Here is a 16,938-nt window from a genome sequence, read left to right on the forward strand (position 1 = left end):
ACATTAATAATTCTTTACTGAAATTTTCATCCCCTTGACCCCATGTCAATAACTTTATTGAAATGGTGGTTAGGACAGTATTAAACCCTGTTAGGATTGCGTTAAAGAGAATGTATACTAAAACATCCAATGATTTTATCCTGATTGCCGATTCTGACTGTAACTATGTCTATCCAGTGGCAAAAGCTAACTATTGGGGGCTTAGAGCGACGGACTCGATTCGGGGAGGATGGCTAACATGACGCGACACTGGCAAACAATCGGTGCGGTCATGTTCGCGATCATCCTCATCGCCGCGCCAGTTAGCGGCGCCGCCACAACTCCCTCAGTGATAACAACTAACACACAGGTACAGGACCCATCTCTACAAACCGATACGAATGCAACGGACGACGACCCGCCTGATGCACCTGAATCCTACTACGGCAACGTGACAATCGACGGCCAGCCCGCGCCAGCGGGGACGGTTATTACGGCCCTAATCGACGGTGAGGTCAAAGGTCAAATCACCGTCGATACCCCTGGCTCATATGGCGGGCCGAAAGTATCTGATGAGAAACTCGTGGTCAACGCCAGCGAGAACGGCAGCACAGTTCGGTTCTTCGTCGGCAGCCTCGAAGCGAACACGACCGATGAGTTCCAATCTGGAACGAACTCCGAACTCGATCTCGCGTTCGACGATACGGAATCGCCGACCGCTAACGCCGGCTCCAACTACCAAACCCTCGAAAACGAACCGGTCACATTCGACGGATCCGAATCCACCGACGACGGACAACTAATCACCTACGAATGGGACTTCGGTGACAACACCGAAAACGCCACCGGCGTCTCTCCGACTCACGAGTACAGCGAAAACGGGACTTACACAGTCACGCTGACAGTCACTGACGCCGCGGGCAAAACTGATACTGATACAGCGACAGTCACTGTAGGCGCAGTCGAAAACCCCCCGGAAGCTGACTTCACAGCCACACCTACGAATCCCGAAGCTGGCCAAGAAATTACCTTCGAGAATCAAAGCACCGACAACGGAACCATCGAACGCGTTGAATGGGACTTCGATGGTGACGGAGAGACTGACGCCGAGGGCGATACCGTAACTCACCGATTCGGCGTCCCAAGAACGTACAACGTCACACTCACCGTTACGGATGACAGCGGATTCCAAGACACCCACGCAAAACGCATTACCGTTTCACAAACTGAGCGCGATCTCGCCGCGTCGCCCACAACTGGCTACGTGAACGCCACAACTGTCGACTTCGAGTTACCCAACACGGACAACCTTCACGTTGATGAATACGAATGGCACTTCGATGACGGAACACCTCTCGATAGTACCTCGTCACCGACCACTGCCCACGTATACAATCAGGATGGTGCGTTCAACGTTACAGTCACCGGCTACAACAACGGGACAACCGTCGTCACTGGCAACGAGACGGTAACCGTTGAAACCGTCAGCGGCACACTAGACTCCAGCCAGACTCAAGCGGTCGTGAACTGGACGACACTGGATCTCTCTGCAGAAGCGTCGGAACCGGTCAATCAGTCCGCACTCACTTACGAGTGGGACTTCGGGAACGGACAGACAGAGACCACCGACGCAAACGAAACAAGTTATGTGTATCCCAGCGCAGAGAACTTTACAATCACAGTCACGGCACGCGGTGATGGTGGACCGGTATTCACCGATACGATCGATATCTCAGTCGAGCGGGCAAAAGGGTCGCTCTCCGCGTCACCGGACACCGCGTACACGAACGTGACAGCGGTGAATTACACTGCGACCACCGACACCGACGGAATCACTCCGACGGCGTACGAGTGGGACTTCGATGGCGACGGTGTTTTTGAAAGAACGACGACGAGCAATGAAGCCGCCCACGTCTTCACCCAAAGCGGTTCGTTCACTTCGACGGTTTCAGTGAAGAGCCAGCACGGCCGCCTGTTCAAAGCAGAGACACCAGTCACGGTCCAACAACCGGCTGGCGATCTAACGGCGACTCCCACAAGTGGGTTTGCTAACTCGACGACGGTATCGCTCGAATTAGCGAACGTTTCGGAATCGGTACGGTCGAATATCGATCACTACCAGTGGGACTTCGGCGATGGAACAACCCGCGAGACGGCTTCGAATTCGACAACGCGTGTCTACGCTGAAACCGGCGAACACGAGGTAATCGCATACGGGATTGATAGTGACAGTGATATCATTGTCTCCGCCGTGACGACGGTTACCATCGAGCGGGCAACCGGCCAGGTAACGACCGAACCGGCTCCGATTCGCGCTAACGTCACGGAAATGAACGCCACGGTGACGGATGTCACGCCAGAAGTCAGTGACGACATTGAGCACTACGAGTGGGCGTTCGGTGATGGAACGACGGAGACAACAACTTCAAACGCGACCACCCACACCTACTCGCAGTCCGGCAGCTACACACTCACCGCGACGGCGGTCACCAACACCGGGGACGTCCTCTTCGATACGCAAACCACCATTGACGTACTCGAGGAAGGCCGCCCCACGGCAGCATTCACCTGGACTCCGACCCAGCCAACGGTCGGCGAAACGGTCACATTCAACGCGTCCGCAAGCACTGATAACGACCCGCTTGCGAGCTACGAGTGGGACTTTGATAGCGACGGCACCACGGACGACAAGGGCGAGACTACACAGCACACGTTCACTGAGTTCGTCGGCGAGCGGAACGTCACACTCACTGTCACCGACCAAGACGGGCTCACCGAGTCGACACAGCACACCGTTACTGTCGTTCGCGCCAACGGTGACCTCGTTGCAGATCCGACTACGGGGTACGCTAACTACACGGCGATCGGTTTCCAATTGACAAATGTCACTGCCGACATCGACGCGGCGGAATACGAATGGACATTCGGTGACGGCAACAACATTACGACGATTGGAAACACGACGACGTTTACCTATACCGAGCCAGGCGACTACGAAGCAACCGTCACCGCACTAAACGACCAAGGGGAGACGCTCGTCGTAGAATCCGAAACTGTCTCTATCACGCGCGCTAGCGGCGATGCAACAGCAACGCCGAACGATCCATACGCTAACTGGACCGACGTCAACTTCGAAGTCGAGAACGTCACGCCGGGCGTCACTCCAGCCGCCTACGAATGGGACTTCGGCAACGGTGACAGCGACGTCACCAGTAGCAATGCGACAACATACACGTATAGCCAACCTGGCGAGTACGAAGCAACCGTCACCGCACTCAGCAGTGATGAAACCGTTCTCTTCACGCGCACGATTACCATATCCGTCCAGCGAGCGGACGGTGAGCTTGCCGCTTCCCCCTCACCAGCGTTGACGAACGTAACCGAAGTAACTCTAACCGCCACCACCACCTCCCCAGGTGTCGACCCAGTTGCCTACCAGTGGTCGTTCGGTGACGGATCGACGAGAGTTACAACGGCGAACACTACGACACATCTCTACTCATCCGCCGGCAACTACACTACAGAAGTCCGTGCTCTGAACGGGGACGGCCAACCCCTGTTCACGAGAACAGCTACCGTTGAGGTAGTCGACGGTGATATCTCAGTAAGTATCAACACGCCAGCTGAACAGCGCATCCAAGATGGCGTGCTGATGAACGTCACCGTTACCAACGAGCGAGGAATCAAAACCCCCGGCGTGAACGTGTCAGTAGAGGCCCAGGGCGACTACTATTACACCCGCGACGAACAGACGTCAGCAACGCTCGGCCCAGTGACGCTGAACGCGTCGGAATCGAAGACCCTCACCTGGAACATCACAACCTGGGCAGACCAGGAACTGGACCCATCCAGTTACTACAACGGCCGCATTGACTTGCGTGCCACTGCCGATCCCGGCGACGAGATCCCAGAGGCCAACGAAAGGAACAACCGCGACGCCGCCGACACCGTCGCGACCTTCACTGACATCGAGACGTACGTGTACTCGTACTATCGGGGCGTGATCGGCGATCAGCATGAAGTGGATGTAACAATTGAGAATGAGGGCTCAGCAGGTGCTAAACAGCCCCACAACGTCACTGTCTCGATGGGTGATGGAACAACGAAGGAGATCAACCTCTCCGCGGCCGAACTTGGGGCGGGTGAGCGGAACTACCAGACAATCGAATACACCTACAGCGAACGTGGTGACTACCAAATCAACGCCACCGTACTCACTGATCCGCAGTACCCCGAGAACAACCGGTCCACGGATTCAGTCAGAATCCGGCCGTTCGAGCTCTCAATGGACTATGTCAACGCACCATATGAGGTCGAAAACGGGAGTACGTTCACGGTCTACGGCAGCTACGACACGAACACGGAGACAGAGGTTAACCTCTCAATCGAACTGCCAGATGGCCTTGAGCTAGCGGATGGGGAGTCACGCACAAAGACCGATCAGTCGAGTCGTTGGGGCGGATCCGAGCGTTGGACAGTCAAAGCGACAACCCCCAGTGACGACTACCAGATCAACGTAACGGCTACCGCGCGCAATGAGTCGGAGACGAACTCCGACACGACAACGGTCATCATTCCGAAAATCCGGGTTACCGACGAAGCAGCAGCGGTCGTCTCTGGCGGCGATTCGAACTCATCAACCGGAGAACTCATCGTCCGGAATGAGAGCACCTTCGACCACGAGATTACCCTCTCCGTGCAAGCCGGCTTCGAAGGACGGACCTTAGAAGGTCTCGAGTACCTCTTCAGCTATCCGTATGGGTGCGTCGAGCAGACCACGTCACCGATGCTCGCCGCACTTCACACCGACCAGTATTACCGTGACCGCATCTCCCCGGGCGACTACGACCGTGACCGCGTGAATAAGTCAGTCGCAATCGGGATGGAGCGACTGTCAAGCGGCGATAACGCTCAACATGACAATGGAGCGTGGAGCATGTGGGGCAACAGTCCCAGCGGAGACCGGTTCTACACGATGTACGCGCTGTTCGGGTCCGCATCAGTCCGAAACGACGAAGCGTACGGCACGAACTCGGGAACTGCATCAACTGCGAGTGCGGTCTCCCCGTACGCCCAGGACATCTCGACGAGCATCGACGCAATCGATTACAACCAGACGATCCACTGGATTCGAGACATCCAGACCGACGACGGTGCAATCGAGAGTGACGGGTACTTCCTGGACGACGATCCGGCTATGACCGGCTATACGCTCGTTACGATCGAGAAAGCGGAGCCGTTCAACGAGTCCACCCAGTCGGTCGCAACAGCGGTGCGCCGCAATGCGACCCAGTATCTCCTCGAGACACAGGAAGACAACGGATCGTGGAATGACGACAACGCAAAATCGACCGCAATTGCAGTCTGGGGTCTCCAGACGGCCGTCGAATCCGGCCTGGATAATCAAACGCTCAGTACCCGCGCGAACGAATCTATCGACGACGGCGTCGAATACCTGCTCCAGACCCAAGCACCAACTGGCAAATGGGTTGAAGATCGGTCTTCGTACTGGAGTTCAACGGGTACCACCAGTCAGGCAACCGCGTACGCGCTACTCGCGCTCAACAGCACCGGCTACACTGCCGATAACCGAACCATCCAGAAGGGCGGCGAGTATCTCGTCGGCGTCTACGACGATGAAGGGTCGTGGGGCTTCACCGAAGCCACCGCGATCTCCATCCGTGCACTCCAAGAAATCGGGCAAGGGCTCGGCACCGTCGATAGAACGGTTACCATTGACATCAACTACGAGAACGGTACGACCGCCTTGACAAAGGAAGTCACCGTCAACGAATCGAACTCGGTTGCGCGCATCTCACTAACAGCTGACGAACGGAAGAAACTCCGGCAAGGGTCGGTGACGAAGACAGTCACCGTCAATGCGACGGGGACCGGGACGGTCGTTACCGCAATCCGAAACGAACAGCTCGTCAACCGGGAAGAATACGAGGACACCGAGCAAGCACGGAGTGGCACCTCGCAGTCACTGGCGACGCTCGAAAGCACCGCCCTCGACACGGGCGGGAATAGCATTGGCACGCAGGCACCACCGTTCTCAGTGTCGGTGGCAAGCGACGACGAGCTCAGTGCCCGCAATGATCAGACGATGGCTGTCACCGTCACCAACAACGGTGAGTCGAACATGTTGAGCCCGATAGTCGAGATCCCCATCAGAGGCGGGTTCAACGCCTCCGCAACGCTTGATGCTACCGCGTACGCCGGAACGGAGACGGTAAGCGAGAACCGGCTAGGGACTCGCCTCTCGGAAGTCAATACCAGCACCCTCACCGATGGCGATTCCATTTACGTCTTCGCACGCGACGTCCCTGCGGGGTCGAGTCGCACCTACACCGTCGACGTTGATGTGGGGTCACCTGGCGACATCGACGTGACCGCAGACATCCGTCCGATGTACAATGAGTCGTTCAACGTCCGCACCAGCCAAACGCTGACCGCGACTGGACTCGGCGACGTCAACATTGATGTCGTCGACGAGCAGGCATCACCGGTGGCCGCTGATATCAGCATCGATGGGACGCAGGTCGCGACAAACACCGCATCGACAAGCACGGAGCTGTCAACCGGTGACCACGAAATTTCGGTGGTTAGCGGAGACACCGCTCGGAGCCTGAACGTGTCACTTGCGAACTTCGAGACTGCGAACGTCACGTTTGTCCAGCCGGACACCGTGACTGAACCGATGGTCGTTGCGCGGACGGGCGACGAGATGGCCGTGAAGTCAGGAACCCCGGCCCGAATCGTCGAGCAGACAGCAAACGCAACTGCCGCCGAAGAAATCCGGCGGACGTTCGACATCGCGTCCTCGGGTGGCACGATGATTGTTGCGTTCAACGAGACGACCGAACGGGCAGTTCAAGCGGGTGCCGAACCGTCCATCACAGTAGACGGTGCGGATACGTCCAACTGGACGTACACAGCCGGTGAAAATGGTGGCCCATCGACGATCAAAATCAAATCCGATGGCGACGTCCAGGTGAACATTACGTACGACGGTAAGAAACTGGGTGAAGTGACCGGCGACAACTCGGTCACCGCTGACGACGCGGCCGCAATCGCCGACGCAATCGCGAACAACGAGGCTGTCTCGAGCTACGGGGACGTCAACAATGATGGCGAGGTCACAGTCGTTGACGCCATGATGATCGCCCAATACGCCGACGGAGCGCGTGATGCGGACTATCAGGAGGGTGATGCCTGATGCGCGCTCGCTTGAGGAGTGTACTAACGGTCTGTGTTGTGCTTGCGGTAGTGGCCGCACCAAGTGTTGCGTTCGTTGTGCCAACGGCGGCCCAAAGCACGCCGACGGTGAGTATTGACGCCCCGGACACTGTTGAGAATGGCGTCACTGCGAATGGCCCACTCGTTGTCGAAAATGTCGCTGCTGGAGACGACATTGGGGCGTTCAAAATCAACATCACGTACAATGCCAGTGCTGTCTCGATTGACGCATCTGACACCGACCACTTCACCGTCTCGACGTCGACACCAGAGAGTGGGACACTGACAGTCGTCGGCTACACGAGTGAGACAGACACGCCAGACGGGGCGCTCGCACTCGCAGCACTAGATATAACTGGTGAACAGCCCACTGACGCGACTGCGATGTCGATGGATGTGGAGACGCTATCGGATACTGATGGGAATTCGGTGCCACATTCAAGCCGTGCTGAGACGCTCACAGTAACGGAATCATCGACCGAAGATGGTGATGGTGATGACGGGTCCGACGGCGGCACCGGACCTGGTGGCGGCGGCACCGGACCTGGTGGCGGCGGCACCGGACCTGGTGGCGGCGGCACCGGACCTGGTGGCGGTGGTGGTGGCGCCGGAGAGGGTGACACCGAGAAACCGACTGGGCCGCTGCAAACAACAGTCTCGCAGCCGTCACCCAACCAGGTCGCCATCAGCATCACAAACCTGTCAGCGAACACGCCGACCGACGTGACCCTGCCTCGGACAGACGTAGATAACTCAACAGGCACGCAGCTCTCAGGTGTCTCCGTGAACGCTCGGATTGCGACAAACGTGAGTGTCTCCATCGATCGGAGTGAACAGGTTCCAGAAGGGACGCCTGCGATCGAAGAGAGTCAACAGGCGGCTTCGCTTGGATACTTCACAATTACAGCTGATGTCCAAGACCCGGACCTCAACGAAGTGACGTACACGTTCGAGGTATCCAAATCCCGCATCGAGGAAGCTGAGATAACCCCGAGAGGTGTTCGCCTCTTCCGGTTGGATGAAGGGGACTCTGAATGGACGACGCTTGCAACAACGGTTCGCGAAGAGCGTGAGGACACTTACGTCTTTACAGCCTCTAGCCCCGGCTTCTCGGTGTACGCGATCGGGTATAATACCGCTCAAGAACCGAAAACCACATCCCAAACCACCACGGCGCCAGTTGAGACGACGGACATGGACTCTGAAGAAACCACCGAGGAGGCCACAACCGTGATACCGACAACTCCCGGGTCGTCCAGCGACGGGTTCCCCACGAACTTAGTCGCAGGGGGTGTCGTGATACTGGTAGTCGCTGCATTACTGTACTATTCGCGTCGAGGGAGCTAACTAGCTTCCTACGGACTTCATTTTTCGGTTGATGTTCTAATTGGTTCGAGTGTATCCAGAACCCGGAACGAGAGATCTTCGGCCTCTATTTCCCCGTCCTGGTACGCTTCGAACCAGGCCGTTTCAGCGTGCCACGTAGCAGTCGGGTCCGCGTTCGGCGTCAAAATCGTGGCGTTGAGTCGATCCATCGACCACCCATTCGAGATTTGGCGGAAATATCCACCAGCGATCGTTCCGACTTCCGCACCAATGTCCTCGTACCCCGTTTGGTCCGTAATATATCGGAGCGTTACGACGTTCGCATCTTTGTCAACCGTAAGAGTGTCAACCTCCGCGGAGGAGGCAGCCAGAAAAGCCATAAACGCACTGCGATAGGAGTCAATTCCGGCTTTGGTTTCAGACGGAGTTTCATCGGTGGTTGCTGAAGTCGGGGTCGGTGATTGCGTTTGGCGGGCTGTCGTTTCACTCCCAGTCGTCGTGCAGCCGGCCAACAATTGTGAAAGAAGTCCGCCACCAGCGAGCAATGCCCTCCGTCGCTTCATTAGTCTAATACGTGTGGTTCCGGGTGTTAAGCTTTGGTCTCGGTCATTGTATTGTTCGACGCCCGACCTCAAGGACGTAGATTTGGAACAGCAGTCGACGGGAGGTAACCCGTCAACTGGCGAGGGATACGGGGAAATTGGGAGTGCGAGTTCGCTAGTATTGGATGGAAGCTTCAGGGAGCAGAAAGCGGGACGAAAACTTCGCGTGAAAGAACGTATTGAACGCTGTCTTGGAGTTTCATCTCGAAATCCCCAACTATCAACAAAACCATTACATACTCGTGGATATGTTATTTATCTCAATGGTTACACAGCGTGACCGGATTTGGGACACAACTCTTCGGGTAGGCAAAGCCAACAAACACGACATCACGGTCGAGACGGTTCAAACCGAACTCAGCGATCCCCCCTCTGGTGATATGATCGACCAGACGCTCCAAGCGATGTGGGAGCTTGGAACGCTGCGCTGTCAAGGAGGGGGAGGACGGAACACCGGTATATATCGACTCAACCCCGGTGTGTTTGACTAGCTCCGTAACCAAGTTTTCCGACAATCCGAAGAGACGACTTGATTCATCTCGTAGGTATTTGTCCGTCCCAGCCATCGAAAGAAATCAACTGCTAGCAACGGTCGGCAAGTTTCGAACCGTCAACTGGCACGGTCCTAAACACCGGCTTATCGTTCGACGTTAATGTCATGTGGGATACTAAAAAAGATGGAGTATGATGTAATCGGCTCGGAGAGGCAAATTGATTTTAACACGCTTTCCACCATTGATCGGCCTTCTTAAGACGCTCGAAACCACGGTGATAAGCGACTGCTGAACTAGTATATTGGGGTAAGGCAATGAGCACAGGGATATAGCTGTACGATGACCGACCCCCCGACATTGCGCATAATAACATTTAATTAGATGGCTGGCGAGGACCCTGTATGTCGGATTACACGACTATATCGCTGAAGAAGGACTTCGTCACCGACGTCGAGGCGTACATCGAAGACGAACCGTTCAGTTCGCCCAAAGAGTTCATCAAGCACCTCGTTCTGCGCGAAATGGAGGACGACACCGAAATATCCGAGCAGGAAGCCAAACGCATCGGCCAGCAACTCAAAGAACTCGGCTACGTCGAGTGACCACCGATGACGGAGGCTCACTACCGATCCCTCGCCAAAGCGGGCTCCTACCGCGTGTTCGCCACCTCACTCGTCTTCGCAATCGCGTTCCTCTACACCGGGACGTTCGACGCCGCCGCAAAAATCGGCATCACCGCCGCCGTCGGCAAAACACTATTGTACTACGTCTGGGAACGCATCTGGAACAACATCACCTGGGGACGTCACAGTCCGAATTGAACGCCTCAACCCGGCCACGCTGCCCACCGATTGGCAGTAGCGAATTCCCCGACACTTCGAATTGCTGAGTGCGAGAGACGTGTTTGACGACGACGGCCCGGCAATAATTGTAGGAATTCTAACTTCAGGACGCGTCCTGCGTCGAGAGAGCCGGCACACTCTGTCAGTCGCAAACATATATGCTTCCAGTAGAATTTTAATCACAACTACACATCGGCCCCTATGGACGGTTACTTCAGGAATCGCACATCTCTGCTCCTGCTATCGCTCGGAATCGCACTCGCGAGCGTCGCTGTGCTCGTTACACTTTCCGCGGGGCCAGTCAGCGGCGCTGCCACCCCAGCAGACGTCCAGGTCTCCAACCAGTCCGCCACTGTCCAGGAATCCGGAACCATCAGCGTCAACGTGAGTGCCGGCGACGGCCCGATAGACGCCTACGTGAGGGTGATCCAGGACGGCAACAGCGTCGCATCGGGAAGTGCGGGCGCCGACGGCTCAATATCGTTCGACGTCTCCGCGGGCGACTACACAGTCGTTGCACAGAGCGCAAACTCGGTTCGCAAGAACGTCTCGGTCTCGCAGGGCGGCTCGACGCCGGTGTCACTCACGTTCGCGACCCTGGAGATAGACGCCGAGGCCGGGGAGGGCGCGATCGAACCGTACGCCAACGTCTACGACACGAACGGGAATCGAATCTCTGGCAAGACAATTCCGGCCGACGACGTCGCCACCTTCCACCTGGCGCCCGGAACCTACCAGGCCGCGGCGTCCGAAGCGAACGCCGTCACCAAAGACGTCTCACTGACCGCCGGCACGACCACGCCGGTCACGATGACGTTCGCCACCGTCGAGGTTGCGGCTGACTCCGGAAACGGCCGGATCGAATCGTACGCCAACATCTACGACGACGGCAACCGCATCGACGGCAAAACCATCCCCAAAGACGGCGTCGCCACCTTCCACCTCGACCCGGGCACCTACGTGGCGGCCGCCCAGCAGGCCAACGCCGTCACCCGAGAGATCTCCGTCTCCGGGGGTGAAACCCGCGCGCTCACACTGACGTTCGCGACAGTCGAGATTGCGGCTGAGGCCGGTGAGGGCCAGATCGAGTCGTACGCCAACATCTACGAGAACGGCAACCGCATCGACGGCAAGACCGTGCCCGCGGACGGCGTCGCGACCTTCCATCTCGCCCCCGGCACGTACGAGGGCGCGGTCCAAGAAGCGAATGCGGTCACCAAGGACCTCTCGCTCACTGCAGGCGCGACGCAGGCAGAAACGTACACCTTCGGCACGCTGACGGTGCGAGCTGAAGTCGGAAACCGCCAGATCGAATCCTACTCGAACATCTACGACGACGGCAACCGCATCGACGGCAAAACCGTCCCCAAAGACGGCGTCGCCACCTTCCACCTCAGACCCGACACCTACGAGGCGGTGGCTACCGAGGCGAACGGCATTTCCAGAGAGGTGTCCGTGACGGCCGGGGAAACCGAGCCCGAAACGATGACGTTTGCACAGTTGAACGTCGAGGTCGACGCCGGCGGCGGGTACGCCAACGTATACAATACCGACGGCGACCGCGTGGACGGAAAGACAGTACCTGGAGAAGGGGACGCTGAGTTCCACCTGAACCCCGGGCCCTACGACCTCAAGGTGAACGCTGAAGACAGCGACGCGACAGCGACCGGCGGATTCACGCTCTCCGCCAGCGAGCGGACGTACGCAACGGCGCAGTTCAATCCGGAGAACATCAGCGTCCGCACCGAGGCGCTGGAGGACGCCCGCTTCGAGTTCTCGGAGTTGACGCCGTCGGCGACGGAGCTGTCAGCAGGGTCGTCGCTCAGCGTCTCCGCAACCGTCACGAACGTCGGGGACACCCCAGGCAGCTATACGGCCGAGTTCGTCATCAACGACGAGGTCGTGTCGACGAAGAGCGGATCGCTGGGCGTCGACGAACAGGCCACAGTGACGTTCTCGACGGTCCTCGACGAAGCGGGAGCGTACGACGTCTCTATTTCGGGCCTCTCCGCGAAAACAGTCGCCGTGACGTCGAACTCGGAGTCGACCACGACCACTGAATCAGCGACGACGACGGCCCAGACGACAGCGACGACGACAGAGACGGCGACGCCAACGACGACAACGGAAGTGTCCGGGACGACAACTGCCGAAGCGGCGACGACAGACGCGAACAGCGCAACGACGGCAGCGTCTGGGACCACTACCGCGGCCGAGGGGACGACGAATTCGCAGTCGACGGAACGCACACGGACCACCGAGCAGGACAGCGACGGCGATGGCGTCGCCGACTCGAACGATTACGCGCCGGACGATCCGGCCGTGCAGGACAAAAGCGACGTTCTGGGCGACGGCTCGGACTCCGAAACGGGCGGCGTCCCGGTTCCAGGGTTCGGGGCCGGCATTACGCTCGTCACAGTCTCGATAGGCGCAGGGATTGCAGCACTCCGGGATTAACGTGGGATTTAAAGAGCGTCGGGTTTCGGAGTAATTCCCAAACGATGGCGGCCGAACAGTCGGCTTCCTTCGAAACCACTCAATACCGAATCTGTGTTAGCTACCAAACTTTCTGAGGACAGTAAAGAAGCGAGTAAAGAGAGAACCAGAGACCCGCAATTGGCTAAGAAAATTGTGATCGTATTATCGAAGGTAAGGAAATAGAAAAGGCCCGAATTATTTTATATGGGGAAATCAAATATAATTTCATGGGATTTGAAAAATTCGACGAGGCCGGGAGCGGTCGGGGACGACCCGCGGAAACAGATCCGATGATTTCGATCCGGAAATCCGGCTCGATCGGCGTGAACCAGGCCGCCATCGACGACCACTTCGCGGACGACGACGGCGCAGTCATGTACTACGACGGAGAGACGAACCGCGTCGGCATCGAACCGGTCGAAGACAAGGACGCAGACGAGGGCGCGTACACCGTTTCGAAGACCGACTCAGGCGGCACAATCGCCGCCCAGGCGTTCCTCGAGCGCTACGACCTCCTGCCGGACGTCACAACCCAATATTCGCCCGAATGGGACGACGAACAGGACCTCATCACGGTCGACCTCGACTCGCCGCAGAAGACCTACGGCTCGGAACCGGACGAAGAAACCGACTCTGAGTGAAACGGTGCTCGAGACCCTAGAGAGCGCAGTTTCCGCAGGAGCGGATTCGGGCAAAATATCCGGCGGCAGTGTCGACCGCCCTCCAACCGAGTGGGAGCCGACTAGTCGACGGAATCCCTCGCGCGGGCGTCCCCCAGCGAATTACCAGCGAACACGGGCTGAGGGTCTGTGTGCTGGGTTCCGTCACAGATCCGAATTCGACCGTCGGACCGCACGAACACGTTCCACGAATTCACTGTAAATCCGAGAACCATTTCTCGTTTTGGCTGATTGTCCCGCTGTTCGAGTAAGCTCTCAATCATGTCGGGGTCTACAAACTCGTACAGCGGTGGCATTTCCACCGGGCTGGAATTGTTGGCCTCTGCGATCGCATCGACGAGAACTTTCGTCGGTAACTCCGGGCTTTGCTCGTCGTACGTAACATCCACAACTGGGGTACACGTCCGATACACCTGCAACGCTCCCTTTGCCATACGGTAGTAAGAGAAATAACAGATGATTAAATTATTGTTTCATATCAAATAATCACCGCTCCAAATTACCGGGGCTATTCGTTAAACTTAGCCAAAAACATAGATTGTTGTGCCCACCGCCCAATATCAATATATCAAATAACTAATGCGAATGGGTTCGTCCCCTCCGCATCGGCCGCTTTGCAACGCGAGGGATGGAGCAACCAATGGCAGCAGAATTACGCGGACGTCCAATTGATCGTTTCGCGTTGATAGAGATACAGTGCTCCCGCGACGATGGAGAGCCACGGTATCAAGGATACGAGAACGAGCAGGACCGTTGCTTTCGGACGAACGAGCAAAACTCTGGTTTGTATCGCGTCGGCCACGATCCCAAGCGGCAGTCCAATCCAAATAGTCACCAGCAACACGGTGAACAGACGCCCGCTCACACTCGCCGGTGCAAGCAACAACCCCCCGAGTCCCATCCACCCCACAACCCCGCCAGCGATGACATACCGCAACGTCGGGTCTTTCACGTCACCGTTCTCTCCAGCAGATCGTTTCCGCACCACCGCCTGTTCGACTGACTCGTGAATACGGTCCACGATCGACTGAACTCGCAACGCTGCCGCGCCGGTGCTCGCCAGCCAGGCGTCGTCAGGAACGTCGCGCCGAATCATCCCAGCCACGCGGCCCTGCGGCCGCCCAACAATCGCGGCCCTGGGTGCGTATTCAGTGAGATCCGCTACAAAGAGCACGGAATCTCGCGTCAGATGGAGGTCGTCCCGCATGAACGCCAGTTCCTGTTTGTGTTCTTCGAAGGCGTCGACGACGTCCCACTGGATCCCATCGAACACACCCAACTCGGCAGCATCGCTCGGATTAAGCTCCACCGTCGTCGCCGCTCGCTCCAACGCCTGCTGGGCGGTGTACTCCGGTGCCTCCTGATACGTTCCAAAGTCCCGGGTACGTGACGGGGCGGGCCCTTGTCTGCCCTCGATGGAGCGGCTCCGGCGGTAGGTCGTGTCTGGAGCTGAAGGCACCGACGCGGCCGACTCACCAGCGTCACCCCCGTTTCCCTTCTCCACGTAGTGGTCGACGATATCGTATCCCGAGATTGTCTCGACGAGCGCCACCAGGTCTTCGCCATCGATGAGTGTCACATTTTCCGCACGCGCACGAGACCTGGCTGCATCCGTCGCCTCGAGCAGGGTTACGATGATTGCCTCGTCTGTACTCGGTTCAATCCGTTTGAGCGACGCCAGCTCGTCGATAGCCGAAACCCCCACTGGTGAGTTCTCGGTTGCCGGGACAATCTGGATGAGTCCTTTCTTCGGATAGGGTGTCGTCTTCGTCACACGGATGTCTGCCTCGGTTGGCTTGTCGCTGACCTCGACTGACCATCCCTGCCGGTGCCAGAGGTCAGCGACGAGTTGCGTGAACGCCCGGTCTGGCAAGGCCTCCAGGTGCTCGCGAAGTTCAGCGGCACTCCACCGCCTCGCACCCCCATCCCTAGGCACGTTATAACGGGGCGAGTGTCAACCGTAAAATCCTTTCTAAACTATCCAAACCCGGAAATTTCACTAAATGAGTGAAATACAGTTGGCCGTATTAATCGACGGTTGGATTCGGTTACTGCCCTGATCCACGGTTCAAGTATTCGGCAAACCCCACAGAGACGACGGCCGCCACGACGACCCACAGCGCGTACTCGACCCACATCTCGCCGTACATGTCGATGGCGATCGTGATCCGCCCCCCGTTCAAGAACGCCTGCATCCAGACGAAGTGCAGAATCACTGAAAGCGCGAACATCATAAACACCGCAAACACCTCGACGGCCGAGCGAGTCATCCGTCCGCAAACCTCCGCTCAGAGAGCCCGCAAAGCCCGGGTCTCGAACCATTGACCCACCTCTTCGCGGACCCACGCGGAATCGCATCGTCGGTTGACGGACGTTCGAGCGCCACCGTAGTATCTAAAAAAGGCGACGAACGGCTGTAGTAACTAACTCGCTAATCCCCACAAGCACGTCTTAAGGCCCGAGAACCCCGGAACCCCGGCACGAGACCAATGTGCGAGGAGATGAGTAACCCCATTCATACGGTAACTCTATCACGACCCGTTCAAGTCGCAGTCCACGCCACTTCGCTCCGCGTTGGAGTGTATCGCACGGAGAGCCACGATTACGGCTGACTGGAACCCTCCCACCCAGAACCGTCGCAACGAGTACCTAGGTCGTTGACTAACCGGGGTCCCGTCCGTTATCGTCGTTCCGGCGGGGCCTGCCAGACCCCCGAAAACGTAGATTAAGTAACCATTAACTAAGGTGTGGTTTCCCCATCATGTTCATGGCGAGAGAAAAATATGGGCGAGGACCCCGCTGAGACGAAATACTGTCCGATTTGCGACACCGAAAGCACTGTCAAGAAAACCGTCCCCTGGCAAGACGACGTCTGCACCACCTGCGCGAACCCGATTCCCGAAAACACCAATTGACCGATAGCCAGACGGCGGCAAAGCCCCTCCAGACGCCGGTCTCCAGCGATCTAGATTCGACCCTCCCACGTCAACGTGTACACCGACTCGGGGACTGCTACTCACTGAAGCGAAGCCGTCCGGTAGTCCGGTAATCCGGAGATTCCGGCCGACACCGACGCGTCGGGATGCATAGACGAACTGACCGCACGACCAAGGGAGAACACTTCGTCAGCCGCGACAATTTCGCCGACGCGACCTCGAATTCCGCTCGTCCCGAACGCACACCTACGACCTTGACAGCACACGGACCAACATCGTTCCGAGCGTCTCCGGTCCGGTTCTGTCGGTCCTGAATCCGAGGGCGCGTAATCCGCGTACGGAGGGGGGCTGCGCACCCGGTG

General features: G+C 57.6%; 10 protein-coding genes. 6 read left to right on the forward strand and 4 right to left on the reverse strand.

Going from position 1 to position 16,938, the window contains the following annotated elements; all coding sequences use genetic code 11:
• Window positions 1–238: 238 nt before the first annotated feature.
• On the forward strand, window positions 239–7,198 hold the full coding sequence (locus GRX66_RS00490; RefSeq protein WP_159524745.1) for a PKD domain-containing protein: 6,960 nt from the start codon (window positions 239–241) through the stop codon (window positions 7,196–7,198).
• The gene (locus GRX66_RS00495) at window positions 7,198–8,565 is read left to right on the forward strand and encodes a PGF-pre-PGF domain-containing protein (protein WP_159524746.1); all 1,368 of its coding nucleotides are present in this window, start codon (window positions 7,198–7,200) and stop codon (window positions 8,563–8,565) included. The genes GRX66_RS00490 and GRX66_RS00495 overlap by 1 nt, the downstream gene beginning before the upstream one ends.
• 17 nt (window positions 8,566–8,582) lie before the next feature.
• Here GRX66_RS00495 and GRX66_RS00500 read toward each other — a convergent pair whose 3' ends face one another.
• A complete protein-coding gene (locus GRX66_RS00500; protein WP_159524747.1) occupies window positions 8,583–8,753 on the reverse strand; it encodes a hypothetical protein in 171 nt (56 codons plus the stop codon).
• 1,288 nt (window positions 8,754–10,041) lie between these two features.
• Here GRX66_RS00500 and GRX66_RS00505 point away from each other — a divergent pair.
• From GRX66_RS00505 to GRX66_RS00520, 4 genes are all read left to right on the forward strand, one after another.
• The gene (locus tag GRX66_RS00505; RefSeq protein ID WP_159524748.1) at window positions 10,042–10,242 is read left to right on the forward strand and encodes a hypothetical protein; all 201 of its coding nucleotides are present in this window, start codon (window positions 10,042–10,044) and stop codon (window positions 10,240–10,242) included.
• A gap of 6 nt (window positions 10,243–10,248) precedes the next feature.
• Window positions 10,249–10,461 carry a DUF2061 domain-containing protein gene (locus tag GRX66_RS00510; RefSeq protein ID WP_159524749.1) on the forward strand — a complete coding sequence of 71 codons (213 nt, stop codon included), beginning with the start codon at window positions 10,249–10,251 and terminating at the stop codon, window positions 10,459–10,461.
• 222 nt (window positions 10,462–10,683) lie between these two features.
• Window positions 10,684–12,939, forward strand: coding sequence for a hypothetical protein (locus GRX66_RS00515; RefSeq protein WP_159524750.1), 2,256 nt, complete (start codon window positions 10,684–10,686; stop codon window positions 12,937–12,939).
• A gap of 248 nt (window positions 12,940–13,187) precedes the next feature.
• Window positions 13,188–13,601: a hypothetical protein gene (locus GRX66_RS00520; protein WP_159524751.1), complete on the forward strand. Its 414-nt coding sequence runs from the start codon at window positions 13,188–13,190 to the stop codon at window positions 13,599–13,601.
• Between the two features lie 101 nt (window positions 13,602–13,702).
• Here the strand turns inward: GRX66_RS00520 and GRX66_RS00525 are convergent, their stop codons facing one another.
• The 3 genes from GRX66_RS00525 to GRX66_RS00535 form a co-directional block, all read right to left on the reverse strand.
• A complete protein-coding gene (locus GRX66_RS00525) occupies window positions 13,703–14,074 on the reverse strand; it encodes a HalOD1 output domain-containing protein (RefSeq protein ID WP_159524752.1) in 372 nt (123 codons plus the stop codon).
• 218 nt (window positions 14,075–14,292) lie between these two features.
• The gene (locus GRX66_RS00530) at window positions 14,293–15,576 is read right to left on the reverse strand and encodes a restriction endonuclease (protein ID WP_159524753.1); all 1,284 of its coding nucleotides are present in this window, start codon (window positions 15,574–15,576) and stop codon (window positions 14,293–14,295) included.
• Between the two features lie 112 nt (window positions 15,577–15,688).
• Entirely contained in the window at window positions 15,689–15,910 is a 222-nt protein-coding gene (locus GRX66_RS00535) for a hypothetical protein (RefSeq protein WP_159524754.1), read from the reverse strand.
• Between the last annotated feature and the right edge of the window lie 1,028 nt (window positions 15,911–16,938).

Origin of the sequence: Halobacterium bonnevillei, assembly GCF_009831555.1 — an archaeon.
GTDB classification, from domain to species: domain Archaea; phylum Halobacteriota; class Halobacteria; order Halobacteriales; family Halobacteriaceae; genus Halobacterium; species Halobacterium bonnevillei.

What these genes read in the sequence shown, in the direction of transcription:
- GRX66_RS00490 (WP_159524745.1), top strand. Translation starts at nt 239, where the DNA reads ATGACGCGACACTGGCAAACAATCGGTGCGGTCATGTTCGCGATCATC.
- GRX66_RS00495 (WP_159524746.1), top strand. Translation starts at nt 7,198, where the DNA reads ATGCGCGCTCGCTTGAGGAGTGTACTAACGGTCTGTGTTGTGCTTGCG.
- GRX66_RS00500 (WP_159524747.1), bottom strand. Translation starts at nt 8,753, where the DNA reads ATGGATCGACTCAACGCCACGATTTTGACGCCGAACGCGGACCCGACT.
- GRX66_RS00505 (WP_159524748.1), top strand. Translation starts at nt 10,042, where the DNA reads ATGTCGGATTACACGACTATATCGCTGAAGAAGGACTTCGTCACCGAC.
- GRX66_RS00510 (WP_159524749.1), top strand. Translation starts at nt 10,249, where the DNA reads ATGACGGAGGCTCACTACCGATCCCTCGCCAAAGCGGGCTCCTACCGC.
- GRX66_RS00515 (WP_159524750.1), top strand. Translation starts at nt 10,684, where the DNA reads ATGGACGGTTACTTCAGGAATCGCACATCTCTGCTCCTGCTATCGCTC.
- GRX66_RS00520 (WP_159524751.1), top strand. Translation starts at nt 13,188, where the DNA reads ATGGGATTTGAAAAATTCGACGAGGCCGGGAGCGGTCGGGGACGACCC.
- GRX66_RS00525 (WP_159524752.1), bottom strand. Translation starts at nt 14,074, where the DNA reads ATGGCAAAGGGAGCGTTGCAGGTGTATCGGACGTGTACCCCAGTTGTG.
- GRX66_RS00535 (WP_159524754.1), bottom strand. Translation starts at nt 15,910, where the DNA reads ATGACTCGCTCGGCCGTCGAGGTGTTTGCGGTGTTTATGATGTTCGCG.